Source organism: Sphingomonas sp. KR3-1 (assembly GCF_040049295.1).
In the GTDB taxonomy this organism is placed as follows: Bacteria; Pseudomonadota; Alphaproteobacteria; order Sphingomonadales; family Sphingomonadaceae; genus Sphingomonas.
Genome location: NZ_JBDZDQ010000004.1, coordinates 257,541 through 276,788 on the forward strand (window position 1 = coordinate 257,541; position 19,248 = coordinate 276,788).

Here is a 19,248-nt window from a genome sequence, read left to right on the forward strand (position 1 = left end):
CGGTACGCGGCTAGCGGATGTCGTGCGCGGCCAGCCAGGCGCTGGTCGCGGGCATGGCGTGCTCCTTCGCGGTCACCGGCAGCGTCTTGCCCTCGTCCTTGCCATGCGGATCGGCGCCGGCCTCGAGCAAGGTCAGCACAATCAGGTCGGACCAGCTGGAAAAGGCCGGGCTGTTGCCCTTCTTGTTCTTCACATCGGCGCGAACGCCCGACGCGAGCAACGCGGCGAGCAGGTCGGGATCCCCGACACCGTAGATCACCGTCTCGCCTTCCGCGTCGCGCGCATCGGGATCGGTGCCGAGCGTGATCAGGGCGCGGACCAGTGGGCCGCGATCCGCGAGATCGCTGCACGCATAGGGCGCGCGGGCGACGTGGAGCGCGGTGCTGCCGCCGTTGAGATAGCCGAAATCCTCGTTCGCCGGCATGCGGGCGTTGGGATCGACACCGGCGGCAATCATCGCCTTCGCCACGGCGGGATCGCAGCCGCCGGCGGTTTCGGCGAAGAGCGCGGCGCGCCTGGCCGCGGGCATCTTCGCCAGCCAACCGCGCTCGATCAGCGCCAGCGCCAACCTGGGCTGGCCGCGGCGCAGCGTGCCTTCAAGCAGCTTCAGGCCGAGCTGCTCCGCTTTGGGAGGATAGCCGCTCCTGACCATGCGATCGAGCGGCATGCCGGCGGCCAGCAGGCCGAGCACCAGCGCATCGCCATCGGAGCCGTGCGCACCTAGCGCGAGATCGGCGGCGGCGGGCGATCGGGGATCGAAGCCCTCGGCGAGCAGGGCCGGAAGCGTGGTCGCATCGCCCTTCACCCACCGGGCGCTGCCCGACACGCGATCGACTTCCTTCTCCAATGCGGTCACCGCCTCCGGCATGTCTACCATCTGGCCGACATAGTCGATGACTTCCATAGCCTGCCCGCCGGTCGAGAAGCGCAGCGTGTAGGCGGGGTTGTCGGTGATCGACGCCTCATATGCCTTTTTCAGCCCGAAGAAGCGCGCGGCGCGGAACTGCTCGATCAGCCCGTCCAGCGCGGCGCGATCGATCTTCGCGCGATGCACGCCGGCGACAAGCGCGCCGTTCGGGTTGAAGAGCTGGTGGACCGCGCCGGCCCCGTCCTCCTTGACTCCGCTGGCGTAGGTCACCGTGCCATCGCCGGTGATCGACACCCTGTAGACCGGGCAAGGGCCGTAGCAGGCGCCGCGGGTCAGCTCGATGCGCAGCGTAGCATAGTCGATCGCGGGGAACGCCGCCTGCGGATCGGCCCAGGCCGGCTCGAACCGGTAATAGACCTGCAGGTCCGCCATCGCCGCCACCGGGCGGCCGCGATAGGCGAAGGGGCGGAAGGTCCATTGTCGCGCCGCGGCGATCGCCGGGGCGGGATCGAAATCGCCGGACCGATCCTCCGCACGGGCATCTGTGACCTTGCCCCCGGTATCGATGGTGACGCGGATGCCGACCTGCCCCGCATAGCCCTGCAGCTTCGCGGCGGGGACAGCGATCGTGGTGCTGCCGGAAAGGCGATGCGCCTCGACCACCTCGCTCGGGAAGCCGATCACCTGCGGATCGGGCACGGTCTGGGCGCTGAGTAGCAGCGCGAGTGGGGCGAGCAGGCCGAGCCGGAACGGGTTCATGCCGCGATGATACAGAATATCATCGATGCCGCAATCGGGAGATCACGCCGTTTCGAACGCAGCCAGGATCGGGCACGGCCCCGCCCCGCCGCGCCCGCATTCCTGCGCGAGCTTGCCGAGCGCGTCGCGGGCGGCGCTGAGCTCGGCGATCTTGGCGTCGAGCACGGCGATCTGCTCGCGGGCCAAGGCGCGGGCGCGGGGGCGGTCGTCGCGGGCGTCGAGCTCGAGCAGCTCGGCGATCTGCTCGAGGGTGAAGCCGGCGGCCTGGGCCGAGCGGATGAACTTGAGGCGGCGCAGGTCGGCATCGCCATAGCGGCGCACGCCCGCGCCAAAGCTGCGCGCGGGCTCGGCGAGCAGGCCGCGGCGCTGGTAGTAGCGCACCGTCTCCACCCCCACCCCACCCGCATCCGCGAGCTTTCCGATTGTCAGCGACATGCCTTGACTCCGTACCATGGTACGGACCCTATATGGCCTGCATGAGCGAGAATGCAAAGCGCGCGACACTGGTTCGCATGGTGATGCCCGACCATGTCTGCCCCTATGGCCTCAAGTCGAAATGGCAGCTCGAGCGGCACGGCTATGTGGTGGACGACCGCTGGCTGACGACGCGGGAGGCGACCGATGCGTTCAAGGCCGAGCACGGCGTGCGGACCACGCCGCAGACCTTCATCGACGGCACGCGGATCGGCGGGAATGACGATTTGACGCGCTTCTTCGGCGGCACCGTCGCCGCGCCGGGGGCGACGAGCTACACGCCGGTGATCGCGCTGTTCGGGATGACCGCGGCGCTGGCGCTGGCGGCGAGCTTTGCCGTGACGGGATCGCCGTTCACCGTGCGCGCCGCGGAGTGGTTCGTCAGCTTCAGCATGTGCGTGCTGGCGATGCTCAAGCTGCAGGACCTCGAGAAATTCTCGTCGATGTTCCTCAACTATGACCTGCTGGCGAAGCGCTGGATTCCTTATGCCTACGCATATCCGTTCCTCGAGGGGCTGGCGGGCGTGCTGATGGCTGCGGGGGCGCTGACCTGGTTCGCGGCGCCGCTGGGGCTGGCGATCGGCGGGATCGGCGCGGTATCGGTGTTCAAGGCGGTCTACGTCGACCGGCGGACGCTCAAATGCGCGTGCGTGGGCGGGAGCAGCAACGTGCCGCTCGGCTTCGTATCGCTGACCGAGAACCTGTTCATGATCGGCATGGCGGTGTGGATGCTGGCCAGGCCGGCCGGGATGGGCCAGGGATTGGGGATGTGAGGATGAAGACGCTGCTGCTCGCCACTGCGGCGCTGCTCGCGCCCCTGCCCGCCTTCGCGCAGGATCATTCGGGGCATGCGATGCCGGGCATGGAGATGCCGGCGCCGGCGCCGGCGCCCGCCCCGGCCCCGCGGGATCATTCGATGCACGACATGCCGGATATGGGCGCGGCGCCGGTCGTCGAGTTGCGGACGGTGACCGAAGTCACTGGCATCCCGACCCGGGCCGCCGGATCGGGCACGTCGCTGTTGCCGGCGAGCGACGGCATGAATGGCGGCTTCCACGTGATGGCCGGCGACTGGATGCTGATGGCGATGGGATCGGCGAGCCTGGCCTATACCAACCAGGGCGGGCCGCACGGCGACAATGCTGTCTATACCGCCAACATGGCCATGCTTCAGGCGATGCGGACCTGGGAGGGCGGCACGGCGCTGACCTTCGACGTGATGGGCAGCCTCGACGCGGTGAACGGCCAGGGCGGTTACCCCAATCTCTTCGCCACCGGCGAGACTGCGCATGGCCAACCGCTGGTCGATCGCCAGCATCCGCATGACCTGTTCATGGAGCTGACCGCCCGGCTCGACGTGCCACTGGGCGGCGGCGTCACCGGCTTCGTTTATGGCGGTCCGGTGGGCGAGCCGGCGCTGGGGCCCGCGGCCTTCGTCCACCGCAAATCGGCGCGCTATCTGCCGCTGTCGCCGATCAGCCACCATTGGTTCGACAGCACGCATATCAGCTACGGCGTGGTCACCGGCGGGATCGCCACCAACGGCGTGCAGATCGAAGCCTCGGCATTCAGGGGCCGCGAGCCTGACGAGAATCGCTGGGATATCGAGAGCCCCAGGCTCGACAGCTGGAGCGTGCGCGCGACCTGGATGCCGACGCCCAACTGGGTGGTGCAGGCGAGCCATGGCCGGCTGACAGATCCCGAGGAAATGCATCCCGGCCAGGACGAGAACCGCACCACCGCCAGCGTCAACTATGGCCGGCGCGGCGTCTCGGCGATGCTCGCCTTCTCGGCCAAGGACCGCGTGCCCGGCGATACGCTGACCGCCTGGCTGGCCGAGGCGAACTGGGATCTGGGCCGGCATCACAGCCTGTTCGGGCGAGTGGAGAATGTCGCCAATGACGAGCTGTTCCCCGACCATGCCGACCCGCTGCACGACCAGAAATTCCGGGTGACGCGGTTCGAGGGCGGCTATGCCTATCGCATCCCGCTTGCCGACACGGGCGAGGTGGCGCTGGGCGGATCGCTCGCCGCCTATGCCAAGCCCGATGCGCTCGATGCCGCCTATGGCAGGGCGCCGCTCAGCTACACGCTGTTTGCCCGGCTGGGCCTCGGCATGTAACGACTTTCGCCGGCAACAATTGGCTGGCAGGGGCCCGAACATGCGCTGGTATTCGAAGATCGCCGCCGCGGCCCTTGCCGCCTCGCTTCCGCTCTATTGGAGCGCGCCCGCCGCCGCGCAGACCGCGGCCGCCGCGCCCGCCGCGGAGCAGCGCGCGCCGGTGACGATCCTCGTCTCGATCGACGGCTTCCGCGCCGACTATCTCGGCCGCGGCGTCACTCCGGTGCTCACCCGCCTCGCCACCGGCGGCGCCACCGGGCCGATGCACCCGAGCTTCCCGTCCAAGACCTTCCCCAATCACTGGACGATTGTCACCGGCCTCTATCCCGATCATCACGGCATCACCGCCAACAAGATGGAGGACGCCGCACGGCCGGACGAGACCTTCACGATGGAAAGCGACGATCCCTTCTGGTGGAACGCCGCCGAGCCGATCTGGGTGGATGCCGAGAAGGCGGGGATCCGCGCCGGCACGATGTTCTGGCCGGGCGCCAATGTCGCGATCGGCGGCACCCGCGCGGCGGACTGGCCGCACACGCTGACCGGCGGCACCCGGCCCGAGGACTGGGCCCAGTTCAACCAGGCGATCACCGGCGCCCAGCGCGTCAACGGCGTGCTCGACTGGCTGCGCCGCCCGGCCGCGATCCGCCCGAAGCTGGTCACGCTCTATTTCGACACGGTCGATACCGCCGGCCACACCTATGGCCCCGACGATGCGCGCACCACCGATGCGGTCGCCGAGGTCGACAGGCAGATCGGCATGCTGGTCGACGGCCTGAAGGCGCTCGGCCAGCCGGCGAACCTGGTGATCGTCGCCGATCACGGCATGGCGGCGACCAGCGGCCAGCGCACCGTGGTGGCAACCGACGGGCTCGCGCCCGACGACTATCACCTGGTCGAGGCTGGCCCCTATCTCAGCCTCACCCCCGCCCCCGGCAAGACCGCCAAGGTCGAGAAGGCGATGCTCGGCAAGCACGCGCACTACGAATGCTGGCGCAAGGCCGAGATCCCGGCGCGCTTCCACTACGGCACCAATGCGCGCATCCCGGCGATCTTCTGCCTGGGCGAGACCGGCTGGCTGGTCAGCAACAAGCCGGGCAAGGCCAAGGAAAGCGGCGGCAATCACGGCTTCGACAACATGGCGCCCGAGATGACGGCCTTGTTCATCGCCAACGGCCCTGCGTTCAAGCCGGGGGTGCTGCCCGCCTTCACCAATGTCGACGTCTATCCGCTGCTGCGCGACCTGATCGGGCTGCTGGCCAAGCCGGGCGTGGACGGGAGCGACGCGGTGTTCCGCGAGGTGCTGCGGCGATAGGGCTTGCGCCCTACCAGTTTTCATCCGAAACTGATTACATGCTCTATCTCGAAGACATCGAACCCGGCATGAAGCGCAGCTTCGGCCGCTATGCCGTGACGCACGAGGAAGTGCTCGACTTCGCGCACAAGTATGATCCGCAGCCCTTCCACCTCTCCGACGCAGGCGCGGCGCGCACGCATTTCGGGCGGCTGGCGGCGAGCGGCTGGCATACCTGCGCGATGACGATGTCGATGCTGGTGGCGCAGATGGCGGTCGAGCCCGAGGCGAGCCTGGGCGCGGCGGGGATCGACGAGCTGCGCTGGCTCAAGCCGGTCTATCCGGGCGACACGCTGCGCTGCGAGACCGAGATCCTCGAGGTGAAGCCCTCGCGCAGCCGGCCCGACATGGGCAGCCTGCGCAGCCAGATGACGACGTTCAACCAGCATGACGAACCGGTGCTGCGCTTCGTCGCGCTCGCGCTGATGCGGCGGCGGCCAGAGGCCGACTAGTCACCAAAGCTTCACCCCGGCGAAGGCCGGGGCCCAGCCTTGAAATTCACGCGCTTCGGCGCGTCTTCGCAGCGCACTGCTTAGTCTGGGCCCCGGCCTTCGCCGGGGAAAGAAAAGGCTCGAGCCCGGACCTAGTGCCCCTCGAACGCCACCAGCGCGTGGACGTCGATGCCGTCGCTGCGCAGCGCGTCGGCGCCGCCGAGGTCGGGCAGGTCGATGACGAACGCCGCCTGGGTGACTTCGGCGCCGGCCTTGCGCAGCAGGCGGACCGCGGCGCGGGCGGTGCCGCCGGTGGCGATCAGGTCGTCGATCAGCAGCACGCGGGCGCCGGGCGCGCAGGCATCGGCATGGATGGCGATCCGGTCGGTGCCATATTCGAGCGCATAATCCTCGGCGATCGTCGCGCCGGGCAGCTTGCCGTCCTTGCGGATCAGCAACATGCCCGCGCCGAGCTTGACCGCCAGCGCCGCGCCGAACAGGAAGCCGCGCGCCTCGATCCCGGCGACCAGGTCGATCTCGCCCTGCACCGCCTCGGCCATCCGGTCGATCGAGAGCTTCAGCCCCTCGGCATCGAGCAGCAGCGTGGTGATGTCGCGGAACAGGATGCCCGGCTTGGGGAAGTCGGGGATCGTCCGGATGCGTGCCCGGATATCGTCATTCGCTGCCATCGAAGCTGCTGCCTTTACATACAGGAATCCCGCCCTGGCCGGGGCCGGGGCGGGATTCGATTGGGTTGCCCCGCCGAGGCGGGATCAGTGCTTAACGCCGGCCCAGACCGAGCGATAGGCCCCGAAAGTGAGGATCGTGCCGAGGATCAGGAAGCCCAGCACCGCGAGGCCCGCGGCGTGGCGCGATTCCATCGTCGGCTCCGCGGTCCACACCAGGAAGGCCGCGACGTCCTTGGCCATCTGCTCCTTGGTGGCGCGAGTGCCGTCCGAATACTGGACCTGCCCGTCGGCAGTCAGCGGCGGCGGCATCGCGATGTTGAGGTTCGCGAAATAGGGATTGAAGTGCATGCCGTCCGGCGTCTTGGCGAACTCGGGGAACTTCGCCACCGCCGCGGCCGAGGGCTTCTCGTCATAGCCGGTGAGCAGCGAGTAGACATAGGCCGGGCCCTCGTGCCGCGCCTTGGTGATCAGGCTGAGGTCCGGGGGAGTGCCGGTGCCGGCATAATAGATCTTCGGGAAGCGATCCGCCGGCGTGTTGTCGCGGTCGCCCCAGGTGCCGCCCTTCTCGTCGAACACCGGGGTCTTGGCGTGGTTGGCGCCGAAGTCCTTGGCGATCTTCTTCACCTCGGCATCGGTGTAGCCGAGGTCCTTGAGGTTGCGGAACGAGACCAGGTTGAGCGAGTGGCACTGCGAGCAGACGTCCTGATAGACCTTGAAGCCGCGCTGGAGCTGCTGCCGGTCGAACTTGCCGAGCGGCCCGTCCGAGGCGAGGCTGAGCTCCTTCGGATGCTTGTGGATCATGTGCTCGGCAGTCGCCGCGGGCGGCTCCTGGATCAGGCCGACGACGGTCCACAGCAAGGCCCAGAGGAAGATGCCGACGAAGACGGCGCCGACCAGGAACTTGATCGATTTGATGACCAGTGAATTCATTGTCCCCAGTCCCCCTTACGCGCCGGTCTTGGCCAGCACGGCCTCGGTGATCGAGTTCGGCAGCGGCTTCGGCGTTTCATAGTGCGAGATCAGCGGCACGATGATCAGGAAGTGCGCGAAATAATAAGCCGCACCGATCTGGCTGAGGATCACGTAAAGCGGCTCGGCCGGCGAGCCGCCGCAATAGCCCAGCACCAGCACGTCGACGACCAGCACCCAGAAGGCGATCTTGTACGCCGGGCGATAGCTGCCCGAACGCACCGGCGACTTGTCGAGCCAGGGCAGGAAGAACAGGATCAGGATCGAGCCGAACATCGCCAGCACGCCCCACAGCTTCGCCGGCAGGATGAAGTTCGAGGTGCAGGCGCGCAGGATCGCGTAGAACGGCCAGAAATACCATTCGGGGACGATGTGCGCCGGCGTCGAGAGCGGGTTGGCCGGGATGTAGTTGTCCGGGTGGCCCAGATAGTCCGGCGCGAAGAAGATCAGCACCGAGAACAGGATCATGAACACGAACACGCCGAGGCCGTCCTTGGCCGTGTAATAGGGGTGGAACGGCACGGTATCCTGCTCGCCCTTCACTTCGACGCCCGTCGGGTTCGACGAGCCCGGGATGTGCAGCGCCCAGATGTGGAGGATCACCGCGCCCGCCACCACGAAGGGCAGCAGATAGTGCAGCGAGAAGAAGCGGTTGAGCGCGGCATCGTCCGGCGCATAACCGCCGAGCAGCCAGATGCGGATCCAGTCGCCGACCACCGGGATCGCCGAGAAGAAGCCGGTGATCACCTGCGCGCCCCAGAAGCTCATCTGCCCCCAGGGGAGCACATAGCCCATGAAGGCGGTGGCCATCAGCAGCAGGAAGATCACCACGCCGAGCAGCCACACCATCTCGCGCGGCGCCTTGTACGACCCGTAATAGAGGCCGCGGAACATGTGGACATAGACCACGATGAAGAACATCGACGCGCCATTGGCGTGCGCGAAGCGCAGGAACCAGCCGGCGTTGACGTCGCGCATGATGCCGACATTGACCGAATCGAAGGCACCGGCGGCGGACGAGTGGAAATGCATCGCGAGCACGATGCCGGTGACCAGCTGGCAGACCAGCGCGACACCGGCGAGCACGCCGAAATTCCACCAGTAATTGAGGTTGCGCGGCACCGGATAACCGGCGCCGACGGCGTTGTAGACGAAGCGCGGCAGCGGCAGACGCGAGTCCACCCACTGCATCAGCGGATTCTTCGGCTCATATTGCTTGGCCCAGGGAAAGCTCATCGCGCTATATCCTCACCCAACCACGACGACAGAGTCGGACGTGAAGTTATATTTTGGAACCTCGAGGTTCTTCGGCGCAGGGCCCTGGCGAATGCGGCCGGCGGTATCATAGGCCGAGCCGTGGCACGGGCAGAAATAGCCGCCGAACGGCCCGCGATTCTCGCCCTCGCCCGCGCCCAGCGGCACGCAGCCGAGATGGGTGCAGACGCCCAGCGTGATCAGCCAGTTGGTGTGGCCCTTGGCGGTACGCTGCTCGAGCGTCTGCGGATCGCGCAGGCTCGAGACCGGCACCGCGTCGGCCTCGGCGATCTCCTTCGGCGTGAGATTGCGCACGAACAGCGGCTGCTTGCGGAAGCTCGTCTTGATCGCCATGCCCGGCTCGATCTTCGACACGTCCACCTCGGTGGTGGACTGCGCGAGCACGTCCGCCGAAGGGTTCATCGAATTCACCAGCGGCAGCACTACGACGCCGGCACCAACCGCCGTCACTGAAACGGCGGCAAATTGCAGCCAATCGCGACGCCGGGGATTTTCGAGACCGGCGAGATCGCCTTCACTTGCCATGTTGACCCCTTGCACTTCGAACTTGCCGCGGGAACACGCGGGTAAGACGGACGCAGACACGGGCGCTAAGGCCCCCCTCGTCGCCCTTCGGTGTTCCCCCGAATAGGCTAGCGGGCCTGATAGACGTCGCCGAAGCGCTTCGGCAACAGGGATTTTGAGCGGCTTGTTACGCGGGGGAATAGAACGCTAGGAGCAAGGCCATGCGACTAGCCCTTTTCGAGCCCGATATTGCCGGCAATGTCGGCGCCGTGCTGCGCCTCGGCGCCTGCCTCGGCGCGGCGGTGGACCTGATCGAACCGATGGGATTCGCCTGGAACGACGCCGCCCGCCGGCGCGCGGCGATGGACTATGGCGAGATCGCCGAAGTGGCGCGCCACGCCGATTTCGACGCGTTCGCCGAAAAGCTCAGCGGCCGGCTGGTGCTGTTCAGCACCAAGGGATCGATCCGGCTCGACCAGGCCAGCTTCCAGCCCGGCGACACGCTGATCTTCGGATCGGAGAGCCGCGGCGCGCCCGACCTGGTGCATGATCGCGCGGATTTGATCGTGCGCATACCGCTGCGCGCCGGCTTGCGCTCCTTGAACCTGGCGGTATCGGCGGGCATCGGGCTCGCCGAGGCGCTCCGCCAGACCAAAGGATTTCCGGAATGATCGAGCTCGACGAACAGCAGCAACAGGCAAGGACCTGGTTCGAGAGCCTGCGCGACGCGATCTGCGCCGAATTCGAAGCGATCGAGGCCGAGGCCGGCTCGGACGCGAAGTTCGCCTACACGCCTTGGGACCGCACCGATCCGAGCGGCGCGCCGGGCGGCGGCGGCGTGCGCGGGGTGATCAAGGGCAAAGTGTTCGAGAAGGCGGGGGTCAACGTCTCGACCGTCGGCGGCACCTTCGAGGGCGATTTCGCCAAGACGATCCATGGCGCCGGCGACAACCCCAATTTCTTCGCCACCGGCATCAGCCTGGTCGCGCACATGGCCAATCCGCATGTGCCCGCGGTGCACATGAACACGCGCTTCCTGGTGACCACCAAGCGCTGGTTCGGCGGCGGCGCCGACCTCAATCCGCCGATCCCCTATGCCGAGGACACCGCCGACTTCCACGCGGCGATGCAGGCCGCGTGCGACGCGCATGATCCGCAGCATTATCCGCGCTTCAAGGCCTGGGCCGACGAGTATTTCTACATCCCGCACCGCAAGACGCACCGCGGCGTCGGCGGGATCTTTTACGATCACCTCGAGGGCGCGGGAGACGCCGGCTGGGAGGCGAACTTCGCCTTCACCCAGGATGTCGGCCGCGCCTTCCTCGACATCTTCCCCAAGATCGTCCGGCGGCGGATGGGGATGGCGTTCACCGAGGCCGAGCGCCAGCAGCAGCTCGAATGGCGCGGCCGCTATGCCGAGTTCAACCTGATCTATGACCGGGGGACGTTGTTCGGGCTGAAGACCGGCGGCAATATCGACGCGATCCTGATGAGCCTGCCGCCGGTGACCGCTTGGAGCTGAGATGGGCCTGATCCCGGTCGCCAACGACCAGATCGCCACGGTCGTGACCGCGCTGGAGATGCTGGCGCGGCCGCGGCCCAGGCCCCTGCCCGATTCGGCGCTGCGGCTGATACGCTGGCCCGCGCCCGATCCGGCCAAGTACCGCGCGCTGTTCCGCCGCGTCGGCGAGCCCTGGCTGTGGTTCTCGCGGCTGGTGATGGACGAGGAACGACTGCGCGCGATCGTCCAGGACCCCAAGGTCGACGTCTATGCGGTGGTCGATCGCGGCGGCATCGAAGTCGGCATGCTCGAGCTCGATTTCCGGACCGAGGGCGCGTGCGAGCTGGGATTCGTCGGGCTGATCCCCGAACTCGCCGGCAAGGGACATGGCAGCTGGCTGATGGCGCATGCGCTGATGCTCGCCTGGCAGCCGGAGGTCCGCCGCGTCTGGGTGCATACCTGCACGCTCGACCATCCCCGTGCACTGGGCTTCTACCGCAAGCACGGCTTCGTGCCCTACAAGCGCACCGTCGAGACCTTCGCCGATCCGCGGTTGGCGGGCGTGCTGGCGCCCGATGCGGCGCCTCAGATCCCCTATTTGGGGGCGCTCAGCCGATAGGCGGCGACGCGGATCACCGCGAGCGCCAGCCAGGTGCCGCCGCCGATCAGCGCGGTGACGAGATAGGACAGGATCGAGACGACTTGCCCCGCGCCGCTCACCGCCTCGAGCGTGCCGAGGATGCCGCCGGTAAGGATCACCAGCATCAGCGCAACGAAGACCAGCATCGACGGCAGGCCGAGCAGCACGAAGCCGCGCAGCCCGGTGCTGCGGTCCCAGCCCGCGCGGAAGGCGCCGAGGATGCCCTGCCCGGGCTGCGCGGCATAGGCCGGACCAGCGAGCCAGGTGCGTGCGAGCACGAACAGCGCGGGCAGGATCAGCCAGGAGCCGATCGAGAAGGCCAGGTTCGCCAGCAGGCTGAGCGCGAAGAAGCCTGGGAAGCGGCGAATCGCGAGCAGCAGCACTTCGCCCAGCGTGCGCCCGCCGCCCTGGAGGAACAGGTTGAACACCGCGAAGCTGCCGAAATCGATCGCGACGCTGATCAGGAGGAGCGGCAGCAGGTTGGCGTCGTAGAAGGCGGTCAGCACCTCGGCGAGCTTCTTGCTGTCCTCGATGCCGGCGAGATCCAGCCGCGCGAGCAGCAGCGCGGCGCCAAGCACCGGCACGACGAAGAACAGGCCCCCCAGCGCGACGAGCAGCTCGCGCTCGGCGCGCCAAAGGGAAACGGCATCGGCAAGGATGCCGCGACTGGTGAAACTCATACGTGCAATACGCCTTCGCGCAGCCCGGCCTCGGCCGCAAGGGCCAGATAGAGTTTCGCGGTGAAGGCCGGGACCAGCACGGTGAACCCGGTCTGCACCGCGGCGACGACGATCGAGGTCAGCACGCCCGCGAGCGAGATGCCGTCGGTGCCGCCGCCCGCGACCAGCGCGAAGATGCTGCCGAACACCATGTTGGCGGCGAGCGCCGACACCCAGGAGACCAGCACAAAGAGCAGGATCACGCCGATGATCCGCCAGGTCATGCCGCGGGTAAGCGTCCACGACTGGCGCAGCGCCGAGAACATCCGCCGCTCGCGCACGATCACCGGATTGACGACAAACAGCCGGGCGGCGAACCACAGCAGCAGCGCGATCAGCACCAGCGCGTAAAGCGCGATGCCGGTGCCCATCGTCGGCGAAATCTCGGTGACCTCGCCGCGTGCGATCGCGGTCATGTCATAGCCGGCGAGCTGCAGCGCGAGCGGGATCGGCAGTGCCAGCACGAAGATGGCCGCGAACAGCAGCAGCGAGACGGCCAGCGCCGGCAGCAGCCGCGCCCGACCGATCGCGCCGGCGGTCCGGCCGTCGGCGATCTCGAGCGCCATCGCCGCGATGGTGAGCGAGCCCCAGAGCGAGAGGATGCCGAAGGCGAGCTGGACGAGGCGCAGCAGCAGCGTCAGCTGGAAGCTGCCGCCGGCCAGCGCGGACTGAAAGCTGCTCTGGATCGAGGCGGGCACGAAAAAGGCGAGCAGCGCCACGGGCAGCACTGCGTGCAGATTGTCGCTCAGAAACTCCGCCGTCCGATCCCAGACGGTGCCGATCTTCGCCATCCGACCCTTTTCCTCCCTCGGCGCGGTGTTAGCGGGCGCACCCTAGGTTGCCAATGCTTGCGCAATCGCTTCCGCATGCGCAATTCGCACGCATGACCAAGGATATCGAATGGCGGGTCGCGCCCGAGCCGATCGAATATGGCGCCGCACTCGCCGAGATGGAGGCGCATGTCGCAGCACTTACCGCAGGCACCGCGCCCGAGCGGATCTGGCTGCTCGAGCACCCGCCCGTCTACACCGCCGGCACCAGCGCGACCGATGCGCGCGAGCTGGTCGATGCGCGCTTCCCGGTGTTCCGCACCGGGCGCGGCGGGCGCTACACCTATCACGGGCCCGGCCAGCGCATCGGCTACCTGATGCTCGACCTGCGCAATCGCAGGCGCGACGTGCGCGGCTATGTCCATGCCGTGGAGGGCTGGGTGATCGCGGCGCTGGGCGAATTGGGCATCGAGGCATTCCGCGCCGAGGGTCGGATCGGCATATGGACGCTCGACGCGCAGGGCCAGGAAGCCAAGATCGGCGCGATCGGCGTGCGCATCCGGCAATGGGTGACGATGCACGGCTTTGCGGTCAATCTCTCGCCAAACCTCAACGATTTCAATGGGATCGTACCCTGTGGCATCGCCGAGTTCCCGGTGACCAGCGCCGCCGCATTGGGGGTTGCGGCAACACCGCAGCAATTCGATTTAGCTCTGCGCGCCACATTCTTGCCATTTTTGGAGGCTCTCTCCTGAGCCGAGGTCAAATTCGAGTCTTGAGGGGTTTGCCCGAACCGTCTAATGTCCACTCCGGTTTGGGTATTAAGCGGCGTAACCGTAATCCAGATCCATTATCTAGGGAGCTTTCTACATGCGTGCAGTCATTTCGAAGATCGTTGCAGGTTCGATGATCGCCGGCGCGGCCCTCCTGGCCTCGGCGTGCACCAGCAATGAGTCGACCAACGTGACCAACACCACCACCGAGGTCGTTCCGACCGAGAACGTGACCACCGACACGATGGTCACCAACATCGACGCCGCCGCCACCGAGAACGGCGCCGTGGTCGAGAACACCACCACCACCACGACGACCAACACCACCAACGCGATGTAATTCGCGCCCTGTTGGGTGTTACGAAAGGGCCGTCCGGGCGACCGGGCGGCCTTTTCACATGCGCTTTTGCGATGAAATGCCGGCATGGCACGCCCCGTATGGTAAAAAAGGGCTTCTGCCGGGAATCGAAACACCGTAACCCCTCCCCACGGGGTTCAACTGGTAGTTTTCGAGGGCAACATGCTCGCATCGCGTATCGCACTTGTCGTGGCCGGGGGGATCGGCCTGTTCGCGTCCGTGCCCGCTTCGGCACAGTTCTTCCTCAAGCCGGCCAATCTCGACAGCGGCCGCGTCACCGGCGAGGAGCCGGGGATGACCGGACCCGCGCTGCCCGGCGCCACTGCCGGCGAGCTGCGCGCCGCGCTCGCCTGGAACCTGCGCGCCGCGCTCAACGTCGCCGCGCTCCAGTGCCAGTTCGAGCCGACGCTGCTTTCGGTCGACAATTACAATTCGCTGATCAAGGATCACGCGATCGAGCTGCGGGACTCATACGCTACGCTCGAGAAATATTTTGAACGAGCGTACAAGAACAAGAAGCAGGGCCAGCTAGAGCTCGACAAGTATGGCACCCGCATCTATTCGGGATTTTCCACGGTCCAAGGGCAGCTTTCTTTCTGCCAGACGGCTGCCGCAATCGGCCATGACGCCGTCTTCGTGAAGCCCGGCAAGTTCACCGATCTTGCGCTCGACCGCATCAAGGAACTGCGTGCGAGCCTGGGCCCCTGGGGCGAGCAATATCGCCCGTCGCGCTACATGATCACCGGCATGGGCGTGACCCGCATGCCGCCTTTCGGCGACAACAAGTGCTGGAAGAAGGGCATGTACCAGGCGAAGAAGTGCGGGCCGCTGGCGCTGGATTGAGCTGTTATTTCCCCTCCCTGCAAAGAGGGGCCAGGGGTGGGTTAGAAAAGGCCGGGCTCGATGCCCGGCCTTTTCTTTTTCGGCTACCGGCTGGCTGGGCGCCCCCGGCCTTCGCCGGGGTCGCAACCCACCCCCTACCCCTCCCTTGCAGGGAGGGGAGCCAGGTCACCGCAGCCCCAGCATCTTGTGCGTCTGCAAGGTCAGCCGCCATTTCGGCCGCGCCATCGCGAAGGCGATCGCGGCCGCGATATTCTCCTCGGCCGCCACGCTGTCCATCGGCTGGATCAGGAAGTTGGCGAAGTCCCAGCCCTCGATCGCCTCGACATCGGTGCCCGGCTGCGGCCAGACCAGCTTGAGCTCGTCGCCCGAACGCTGGACGACCTCGCTGCCCGCCTTGGGGCTGATGCACACCCAGTCGATCCCCGGATGCGCAGCGATCGTGCCGTTGCTCTCGATCGCGATGCGGAAGCCGCGCGCATGCAGCGCGTCGACCAGCGCATCGTCGACCTGGAGCATCGGCTCGCCGCCGGTGAGCACGGCGAAGCGCGCCTCCCGCCCCTCGCCCCAGAATCCCTCGACCGCATCGGCCAGCGCGTCCGCATCGGCGAACTTGCCGCCGCCAAGGCCATCGGTGCCGACGAACTCGGTGTCGCAGAACTGGCAGATCGCGCTCGCGCGGTCCTGCTCGCGCCCGGTCCACAAATTGCAGCCGGCGAAGCGCACGAACACCGCGCGTGCGCCCGCATTCACCCCCTCGCCCTGGAGTGTGAGGAACATCTCCTTGACGCTGTAGGTCATCGGCCCGGTCCTACGGCTTGGTCGCGTATTTCGTCGGATCCGGGATGCCGGCTTCCTCGAAGCCCTTGGAGCGCAGGCGGCAGCTGTCGCAGAAACCGCAGTGCAGCCCGCCCGGCGCCGGATCGTAGCACGACCAGCTCAGCCCCATGTCGAGCCCGAGCCGGGCACCCTCGCGGACGATATCGGCCTTGGTCATGAACTGGAGCGGCGCGCGGATATGGAAGGGTTCGCCCTCCACCCCGGCCTTGGTCGCCAGCTCGGCGAGCTTCTCGAAGCCCTCGATGAACTCGGGCCGGCAATCGGGATAGCCCGAATAATCGAGCGCGTTGACCCCGATATAGATGTCGCGCGCGCCCGCCGCCTCGGCCCAGCCGAGCGCGAGGCTGAGGAAGATCGTGTTGCGCGCGGGCACATAGGTGACCGGGATATCGTCGCCGACGCCGGTCTTGGGCACGTCGATATCGGCGGTGAGCGCCGAGCCGCCGAACGCGCGCAGGTCCATCGGCATCACCACATGGCGCTCCGCACCCAAGGTGGCGGCGACACGGCGCGCGGCGGCCAGCTCGATCTGGTGGCGCTGGTTATAGTCGAACGAGAGCGCCATCACGCGATGCCCCGCCTCGCGCGCGAGCGCGGCGGAGACCATCGAATCGAGGCCGCCGGAAACCAGTACGATTGCAACGCTGTCAGTCATCTGCGCGGACTAGCCGGAAATATGCTGCAAAGCAAAATGGGCCGCCGCAGCGGCCCAGTCTGAAAGGGGAAGAACCCATGCCAGAGAGGAAAATGCTCCAGAGGAGCAGATGCCACGGTAGCCCGGCGCACATGAAATAACCGTTAAAGCCCGATCAGCAGGCGCCGATCCGGCGCGCCTCATATTCCTGGTCGAAGGGCGAGCCGTCGAGCACGCCTTGGGTATCGATCAGCACCAGCCGCGGCGTCTCCACCGTCACCGTGGTGCGGCCGGTGCCATGCCCGTCGCAGGTATAGCGGACGGTCGCCGAGCGCTGATCCTGCGAGACGGTGAACTGCTCGCAGGGCTGGTTGCCATGCGCGAGCTGGATGAAGTGGACCGGCGCGGTGAAGCAGATCCGGCGCTCGCCGCCCAGCTTCTCCTTGAGCAGCCACTGGCCGCGCTCGATCTGGCCGAAGACCGCCTGCACGCCGGGCTTCGGCTCGGCCACTGCCGCGCCGCCCGCGCCAAGAAACAGCGATGCACCGGCAAATGCCGCGCACATCATACGCCTGAACAACATCCGTAACGCCTCCCGACGCGATCATCGATGCCGCGCCCCTTCGCCCCGATATGGCGGGATTGGCGCGAATTACAACGCCGGTGGAACGAAATCGGCGAGCTTCACCGGGAACTTCTTGGAACAGAAGGAGCAATCGACGCTGATCACGCCCTCTTCATCGGCCATGTCGGCGCGCTCCGACTCCGGGAACTTGGAGAGGACCTGGGTGATATAGGCCGCGTCGCAGCGGCAGCCGCGCGAGAGCTCGGTGCCCGCCAGCACGCGCACTTCCTCCTCCTCGTTGAACAGCCGCCAGACCAAGGTCTCGAGCGGCAGCGCCGGGTCGGCGAGCTCGTCGACGCCCATCGTCGCGCCCATCGCCTCGACATGCTGCCATTCGGGATGATCGAGCCGGGTGTGCAGTCGCTCGCGCCCCGCCTCGCCCTCCGGCAAATGCTGGAGGAACAGGCCGCCGGCGATCCACTTGCCGCTCGCCTTGTCGCGCTGGGCGCCGAGGCGGACGAGACTCGGGATCTGCTCGGACTGGAGGAAATAGCCCTGCGCCGCCTCGCCCAGCGAGCCGGTGTCGAGCGGGACGATGCCCTGGTAGCGCTCGTTGGTGAGCGGCTGATCGAAGGTGATCGCCAGATAGCCCTTGTTGAACAGCGCGAACAGCGACGGCTTCTTGCCGAGCTGCGACAGGCGCAGCGCATCGAACTGCACATAGCCGCGCAGCTCGCCATTCTTGTAGTCGCAGACCATCAGGCTGACGATGCCCCCCTTGGTCTGCGCCTGGAGCGTGAGCTGGCCCTGCGCGTCCTTAAGCGTCGAGCCGAGCAGCGCGGTCAGCGTCAGCGCCTCGGCCAGCAGCCGCTCGATCTGCTCAGGGTATGCATGCGCAGACAGGATCTCGTCGAGCACCGGCCCCAGCCGCGCGACGCGGCCGCGGGTGTGGCGGCCGGGAATAGTGAAGCCGATCGCGCGATCGAGATCGGTGGTGGGGGCGGTGTTCATCATCATGTCTCCACCCGTTCGCCCTGAGCCTGTCGAAGGGCAGCTCTCCGCGAGCATCGCGCTTGCGGCAAACCGCCCTTCGACAGGCTCAGGGCGAACGGAGATTTCGGGTTCGGCAGCCTAGATAGGCACAGCCGCGCCAGCTTCAACTCAGCCGATCTGCCCGAAGCACCAGCGCAGCACCGCCTTCTGGGCATGGAGCCGGTTCTCGGCCTCCTGCCAGATCAGCGATTGCGGCCCATCGATCACGGCATCGACCACTTCCTCGCCGCGGTGCGCGGGCAGGCAGTGGAGGAACTTCGCCTCGGGCTTCGCGGACGCCATCAGCGCCTCGGTCACCTGGAAGGGCATCATCGCGGCGAGCTTGGTCTCGGCATGCGCCTGGCCCATCGAGATCCAGGTATCGGTGACGATGATGTCGGCACCTTCCACCGCCTCGCGCGCGCTGCCGACGACGCGGGCGCGGCCCTTGCCGCGGGCGACGTCCTCGTCCGAGGGCTGGAAGCCCTGCGGGCAGGCGGCGACGACATCGAACCCCATCAGCCCGCCGGCCTCCATGATCGAAGCGAGGACGTTGTTGCCGTCGCCCAGCCAGGCGAGCTTAAGCCCGGGCAGCGCGAAGCCGGCCTCGAGGATCGTCTCCATGTCCGCCATGATCTGGCAGGGGTGCGAGGCGTCGGTGAGGCCGTTGATCACCGGCACGCTGGCATAGTGCGCCATCTCGACCACCTTCGCGTGATCGTCGGTGCGGATCATGATCGCGTCGACATAGCCGGAGAGGATGCGTGCGGTATCGGCGATGCTCTCGCCGCGGCCGAGTTGCATGCTGCCGGCATCCATCACGATCGAGGTGCCGCCCAATTGGCGGATCGCCATGTCGAACGAGACGCGGGTGCGCGTCGAGTTCTTCTCGAACACCATCGCCAGCACGCGGCCGGCTAGCGGGGCGTCGGCATCGACCTTGCCCTTGGGCCAGCCGGCACGCGCCTGCTTCCGCGCGATCGCGTCGTCGAGCATCGCCTGGATGCCGGCGGTGCCGGCGTCGGAGAGATCGAGGAAATGGCGGGTCATAAGATCCTCCCCGGCACGGGGAGGGGGACCGCGACGCGAAGCGTCGTGGTGGAGGGGGCCCTCCACGCACGATTCGCCCAG

At 67.3% G+C, this 19,248-nt stretch carries 23 protein-coding genes; 10 read left to right on the forward strand and 13 right to left on the reverse strand.

Annotated features, from left to right (window positions below; translation table 11 throughout):
• Positions 1-10 precede the first annotated feature (10 nt).
• Both ABLE38_RS20375 and ABLE38_RS20380 read right to left on the reverse strand, forming a co-directional pair.
• Entirely contained in the window at positions 11-1,627 is a 1,617-nt protein-coding gene (locus ABLE38_RS20375; protein WP_348976086.1) for a DUF6438 domain-containing protein, read from the reverse strand.
• A 42-nt stretch (positions 1,628-1,669) separates the two neighbouring features.
• Positions 1,670-2,062, reverse strand: coding sequence for a MerR family DNA-binding protein (locus tag ABLE38_RS20380; protein WP_348976087.1), 393 nt, complete (start codon positions 2,060-2,062; stop codon positions 1,670-1,672).
• Between the two features lie 41 nt (positions 2,063-2,103).
• Between ABLE38_RS20380 and ABLE38_RS20385 the strand changes: the two genes are divergently transcribed.
• Genes ABLE38_RS20385 through ABLE38_RS20400 form a run of 4 tightly spaced genes read left to right on the forward strand, consistent with a single transcriptional unit; the run spans position 2,104 to position 6,029 of the window.
• The gene (locus ABLE38_RS20385; RefSeq protein WP_348976088.1) at positions 2,104-2,874 is read left to right on the forward strand and encodes a MauE/DoxX family redox-associated membrane protein; all 771 of its coding nucleotides are present in this window, start codon (positions 2,104-2,106) and stop codon (positions 2,872-2,874) included.
• Positions 2,875-2,876: 2 nt separating this feature from the next.
• A complete protein-coding gene (locus tag ABLE38_RS20390) occupies positions 2,877-4,223 on the forward strand; it encodes a hypothetical protein (protein WP_348976089.1) in 1,347 nt (448 codons plus the stop codon).
• A 40-nt stretch (positions 4,224-4,263) separates the two neighbouring features.
• A complete protein-coding gene (locus tag ABLE38_RS20395) occupies positions 4,264-5,538 on the forward strand; it encodes an ectonucleotide pyrophosphatase/phosphodiesterase (protein WP_348976090.1) in 1,275 nt (424 codons plus the stop codon).
• Positions 5,539-5,576: 38 nt separating this feature from the next.
• The gene (locus ABLE38_RS20400; RefSeq protein WP_348976091.1) at positions 5,577-6,029 is read left to right on the forward strand and encodes a MaoC family dehydratase; all 453 of its coding nucleotides are present in this window, start codon (positions 5,577-5,579) and stop codon (positions 6,027-6,029) included.
• A gap of 131 nt (positions 6,030-6,160) precedes the next feature.
• Here the strand turns inward: ABLE38_RS20400 and ABLE38_RS20405 are convergent, their stop codons facing one another.
• The 4 genes from ABLE38_RS20405 to petA form a co-directional block, all read right to left on the reverse strand.
• Positions 6,161-6,697, reverse strand: a complete 537-nt coding sequence (locus tag ABLE38_RS20405) for an adenine phosphoribosyltransferase (protein ID WP_348976092.1) — start codon at positions 6,695-6,697, stop codon at positions 6,161-6,163.
• Positions 6,698-6,781: 84 nt separating this feature from the next.
• On the reverse strand, positions 6,782-7,627 hold the full coding sequence (locus tag ABLE38_RS20410) for a cytochrome c1 (RefSeq protein ID WP_348976093.1): 846 nt from the start codon (positions 7,625-7,627) through the stop codon (positions 6,782-6,784).
• A gap of 15 nt (positions 7,628-7,642) precedes the next feature.
• The gene (locus ABLE38_RS20415; protein ID WP_348976094.1) at positions 7,643-8,902 is read right to left on the reverse strand and encodes a cytochrome b/b6; all 1,260 of its coding nucleotides are present in this window, start codon (positions 8,900-8,902) and stop codon (positions 7,643-7,645) included.
• Positions 8,903-8,914: 12 nt separating this feature from the next.
• Positions 8,915-9,466 carry a ubiquinol-cytochrome c reductase iron-sulfur subunit gene (petA, locus tag ABLE38_RS20420; RefSeq protein WP_348976095.1) on the reverse strand — a complete coding sequence of 184 codons (552 nt, stop codon included), beginning with the start codon at positions 9,464-9,466 and terminating at the stop codon, positions 8,915-8,917.
• A gap of 200 nt (positions 9,467-9,666) precedes the next feature.
• Between petA and ABLE38_RS20425 the strand changes: the two genes are divergently transcribed.
• Genes ABLE38_RS20425 through ABLE38_RS20435 form a run of 3 tightly spaced genes read left to right on the forward strand, consistent with a single transcriptional unit; the run spans position 9,667 to position 11,565 of the window.
• Positions 9,667-10,116: a tRNA (cytidine(34)-2'-O)-methyltransferase gene (locus ABLE38_RS20425; protein WP_348976096.1), complete on the forward strand. Its 450-nt coding sequence runs from the start codon at positions 9,667-9,669 to the stop codon at positions 10,114-10,116.
• On the forward strand, positions 10,113-10,967 hold the full coding sequence (gene hemF / locus ABLE38_RS20430) for an oxygen-dependent coproporphyrinogen oxidase (RefSeq protein WP_348976097.1): 855 nt from the start codon (positions 10,113-10,115) through the stop codon (positions 10,965-10,967). Before ABLE38_RS20425 ends, hemF begins: the two co-directional genes overlap by 4 nt.
• A gap of 1 nt (position 10,968) precedes the next feature.
• On the forward strand, positions 10,969-11,565 hold the full coding sequence (locus ABLE38_RS20435) for a GNAT family N-acetyltransferase (RefSeq protein WP_348976098.1): 597 nt from the start codon (positions 10,969-10,971) through the stop codon (positions 11,563-11,565).
• Here the strand turns inward: ABLE38_RS20435 and ABLE38_RS20440 are convergent.
• Together ABLE38_RS20440 and ABLE38_RS20445 are read right to left on the reverse strand one after the other, a co-directional pair.
• Entirely contained in the window at positions 11,541-12,266 is a 726-nt protein-coding gene (locus ABLE38_RS20440; RefSeq protein WP_348976099.1) for a hypothetical protein, read from the reverse strand. The two genes, ABLE38_RS20435 and ABLE38_RS20440, sit on opposite strands and share 25 nt — an antisense overlap.
• The gene (locus ABLE38_RS20445; protein ID WP_348976100.1) at positions 12,263-13,096 is read right to left on the reverse strand and encodes a glycerophosphoryl diester phosphodiesterase membrane domain-containing protein; all 834 of its coding nucleotides are present in this window, start codon (positions 13,094-13,096) and stop codon (positions 12,263-12,265) included. The genes ABLE38_RS20440 and ABLE38_RS20445 overlap by 4 nt, the downstream gene beginning before the upstream one ends.
• 92 nt (positions 13,097-13,188) lie before the next feature.
• Here ABLE38_RS20445 and lipB point away from each other — a divergent pair, with 92 nt between their 5' ends.
• The 3 genes from lipB to ABLE38_RS20460 all read left to right on the forward strand — a co-directional run bounded on the left by lipB (position 13,189) and on the right by ABLE38_RS20460 (position 15,049).
• Complete coding sequence (gene lipB, locus ABLE38_RS20450) at positions 13,189-13,830, forward strand: lipoyl(octanoyl) transferase LipB (protein WP_348976101.1); 642 nt, start codon at positions 13,189-13,191, stop codon at positions 13,828-13,830.
• Positions 13,831-13,945: 115 nt separating this feature from the next.
• Positions 13,946-14,188 carry a hypothetical protein gene (locus tag ABLE38_RS20455; protein WP_348976102.1) on the forward strand — a complete coding sequence of 81 codons (243 nt, stop codon included), beginning with the start codon at positions 13,946-13,948 and terminating at the stop codon, positions 14,186-14,188.
• A gap of 180 nt (positions 14,189-14,368) precedes the next feature.
• Positions 14,369-15,049, forward strand: coding sequence for a hypothetical protein (locus ABLE38_RS20460; protein ID WP_348976103.1), 681 nt, complete (start codon positions 14,369-14,371; stop codon positions 15,047-15,049).
• Positions 15,050-15,214: 165 nt separating this feature from the next.
• Here ABLE38_RS20460 and queE read toward each other — a convergent pair whose 3' ends face one another.
• The 5 genes from queE to argF form a co-directional block, all read right to left on the reverse strand.
• The gene (queE, locus tag ABLE38_RS20465; RefSeq protein WP_348976104.1) at positions 15,215-15,847 is read right to left on the reverse strand and encodes a 7-carboxy-7-deazaguanine synthase; all 633 of its coding nucleotides are present in this window, start codon (positions 15,845-15,847) and stop codon (positions 15,215-15,217) included.
• Positions 15,848-15,857: 10 nt separating this feature from the next.
• Entirely contained in the window at positions 15,858-16,541 is a 684-nt protein-coding gene (queC, locus tag ABLE38_RS20470; RefSeq protein WP_348976105.1) for a 7-cyano-7-deazaguanine synthase QueC, read from the reverse strand.
• 154 nt (positions 16,542-16,695) lie between these two features.
• The gene (locus tag ABLE38_RS20475; RefSeq protein WP_348976106.1) at positions 16,696-17,103 is read right to left on the reverse strand and encodes a hypothetical protein; all 408 of its coding nucleotides are present in this window, start codon (positions 17,101-17,103) and stop codon (positions 16,696-16,698) included.
• Between the two features lie 69 nt (positions 17,104-17,172).
• Positions 17,173-18,096, reverse strand: a complete 924-nt coding sequence (locus ABLE38_RS20480) for an Hsp33 family molecular chaperone HslO (RefSeq protein WP_348976107.1) — start codon at positions 18,094-18,096, stop codon at positions 17,173-17,175.
• Positions 18,097-18,246: 150 nt separating this feature from the next.
• A complete protein-coding gene (gene argF / locus ABLE38_RS20485) occupies positions 18,247-19,167 on the reverse strand; it encodes an ornithine carbamoyltransferase (protein WP_348976108.1) in 921 nt (306 codons plus the stop codon).
• Positions 19,168-19,248 lie beyond the last annotated feature (81 nt).

Bases quoted from the DNA above. Each gene is read 5' to 3' on its own strand.
- ABLE38_RS20375 (WP_348976086.1), bottom strand. From the start codon at position 1,627: ATGAACCCGTTCCGGCTCGGCCTGCTCGCCCCACTCGCGCTGCTACTC.
- ABLE38_RS20380 (WP_348976087.1), bottom strand. From the start codon at position 2,062: ATGTCGCTGACAATCGGAAAGCTCGCGGATGCGGGTGGGGTGGGGGTG.
- ABLE38_RS20385 (WP_348976088.1), top strand. From the start codon at position 2,104: ATGAGCGAGAATGCAAAGCGCGCGACACTGGTTCGCATGGTGATGCCC.
- ABLE38_RS20390 (WP_348976089.1), top strand. From the start codon at position 2,877: ATGAAGACGCTGCTGCTCGCCACTGCGGCGCTGCTCGCGCCCCTGCCC.
- ABLE38_RS20395 (WP_348976090.1), top strand. From the start codon at position 4,264: ATGCGCTGGTATTCGAAGATCGCCGCCGCGGCCCTTGCCGCCTCGCTT.
- ABLE38_RS20400 (WP_348976091.1), top strand. From the start codon at position 5,577: ATGCTCTATCTCGAAGACATCGAACCCGGCATGAAGCGCAGCTTCGGC.
- ABLE38_RS20405 (WP_348976092.1), bottom strand. From the start codon at position 6,697: ATGGCAGCGAATGACGATATCCGGGCACGCATCCGGACGATCCCCGAC.
- ABLE38_RS20410 (WP_348976093.1), bottom strand. From the start codon at position 7,627: ATGAATTCACTGGTCATCAAATCGATCAAGTTCCTGGTCGGCGCCGTC.
- ABLE38_RS20415 (WP_348976094.1), bottom strand. From the start codon at position 8,902: ATGAGCTTTCCCTGGGCCAAGCAATATGAGCCGAAGAATCCGCTGATG.
- petA (WP_348976095.1), bottom strand. From the start codon at position 9,466: ATGGCAAGTGAAGGCGATCTCGCCGGTCTCGAAAATCCCCGGCGTCGC.
- ABLE38_RS20425 (WP_348976096.1), top strand. From the start codon at position 9,667: ATGCGACTAGCCCTTTTCGAGCCCGATATTGCCGGCAATGTCGGCGCC.
- hemF (WP_348976097.1), top strand. From the start codon at position 10,113: ATGATCGAGCTCGACGAACAGCAGCAACAGGCAAGGACCTGGTTCGAG.
- ABLE38_RS20435 (WP_348976098.1), top strand. From the start codon at position 10,969: ATGGGCCTGATCCCGGTCGCCAACGACCAGATCGCCACGGTCGTGACC.
- ABLE38_RS20440 (WP_348976099.1), bottom strand. From the start codon at position 12,266: ATGAGTTTCACCAGTCGCGGCATCCTTGCCGATGCCGTTTCCCTTTGG.
- ABLE38_RS20445 (WP_348976100.1), bottom strand. From the start codon at position 13,096: ATGGCGAAGATCGGCACCGTCTGGGATCGGACGGCGGAGTTTCTGAGC.
- lipB (WP_348976101.1), top strand. From the start codon at position 13,189: ATGACCAAGGATATCGAATGGCGGGTCGCGCCCGAGCCGATCGAATAT.
- ABLE38_RS20455 (WP_348976102.1), top strand. From the start codon at position 13,946: ATGCGTGCAGTCATTTCGAAGATCGTTGCAGGTTCGATGATCGCCGGC.
- ABLE38_RS20460 (WP_348976103.1), top strand. From the start codon at position 14,369: ATGCTCGCATCGCGTATCGCACTTGTCGTGGCCGGGGGGATCGGCCTG.
- queE (WP_348976104.1), bottom strand. From the start codon at position 15,847: ATGACCTACAGCGTCAAGGAGATGTTCCTCACACTCCAGGGCGAGGGG.
- queC (WP_348976105.1), bottom strand. From the start codon at position 16,541: ATGACTGACAGCGTTGCAATCGTACTGGTTTCCGGCGGCCTCGATTCG.
- ABLE38_RS20475 (WP_348976106.1), bottom strand. From the start codon at position 17,103: ATGTTGTTCAGGCGTATGATGTGCGCGGCATTTGCCGGTGCATCGCTG.
- ABLE38_RS20480 (WP_348976107.1), bottom strand. From the start codon at position 18,096: ATGAACACCGCCCCCACCACCGATCTCGATCGCGCGATCGGCTTCACT.
- argF (WP_348976108.1), bottom strand. From the start codon at position 19,167: ATGACCCGCCATTTCCTCGATCTCTCCGACGCCGGCACCGCCGGCATC.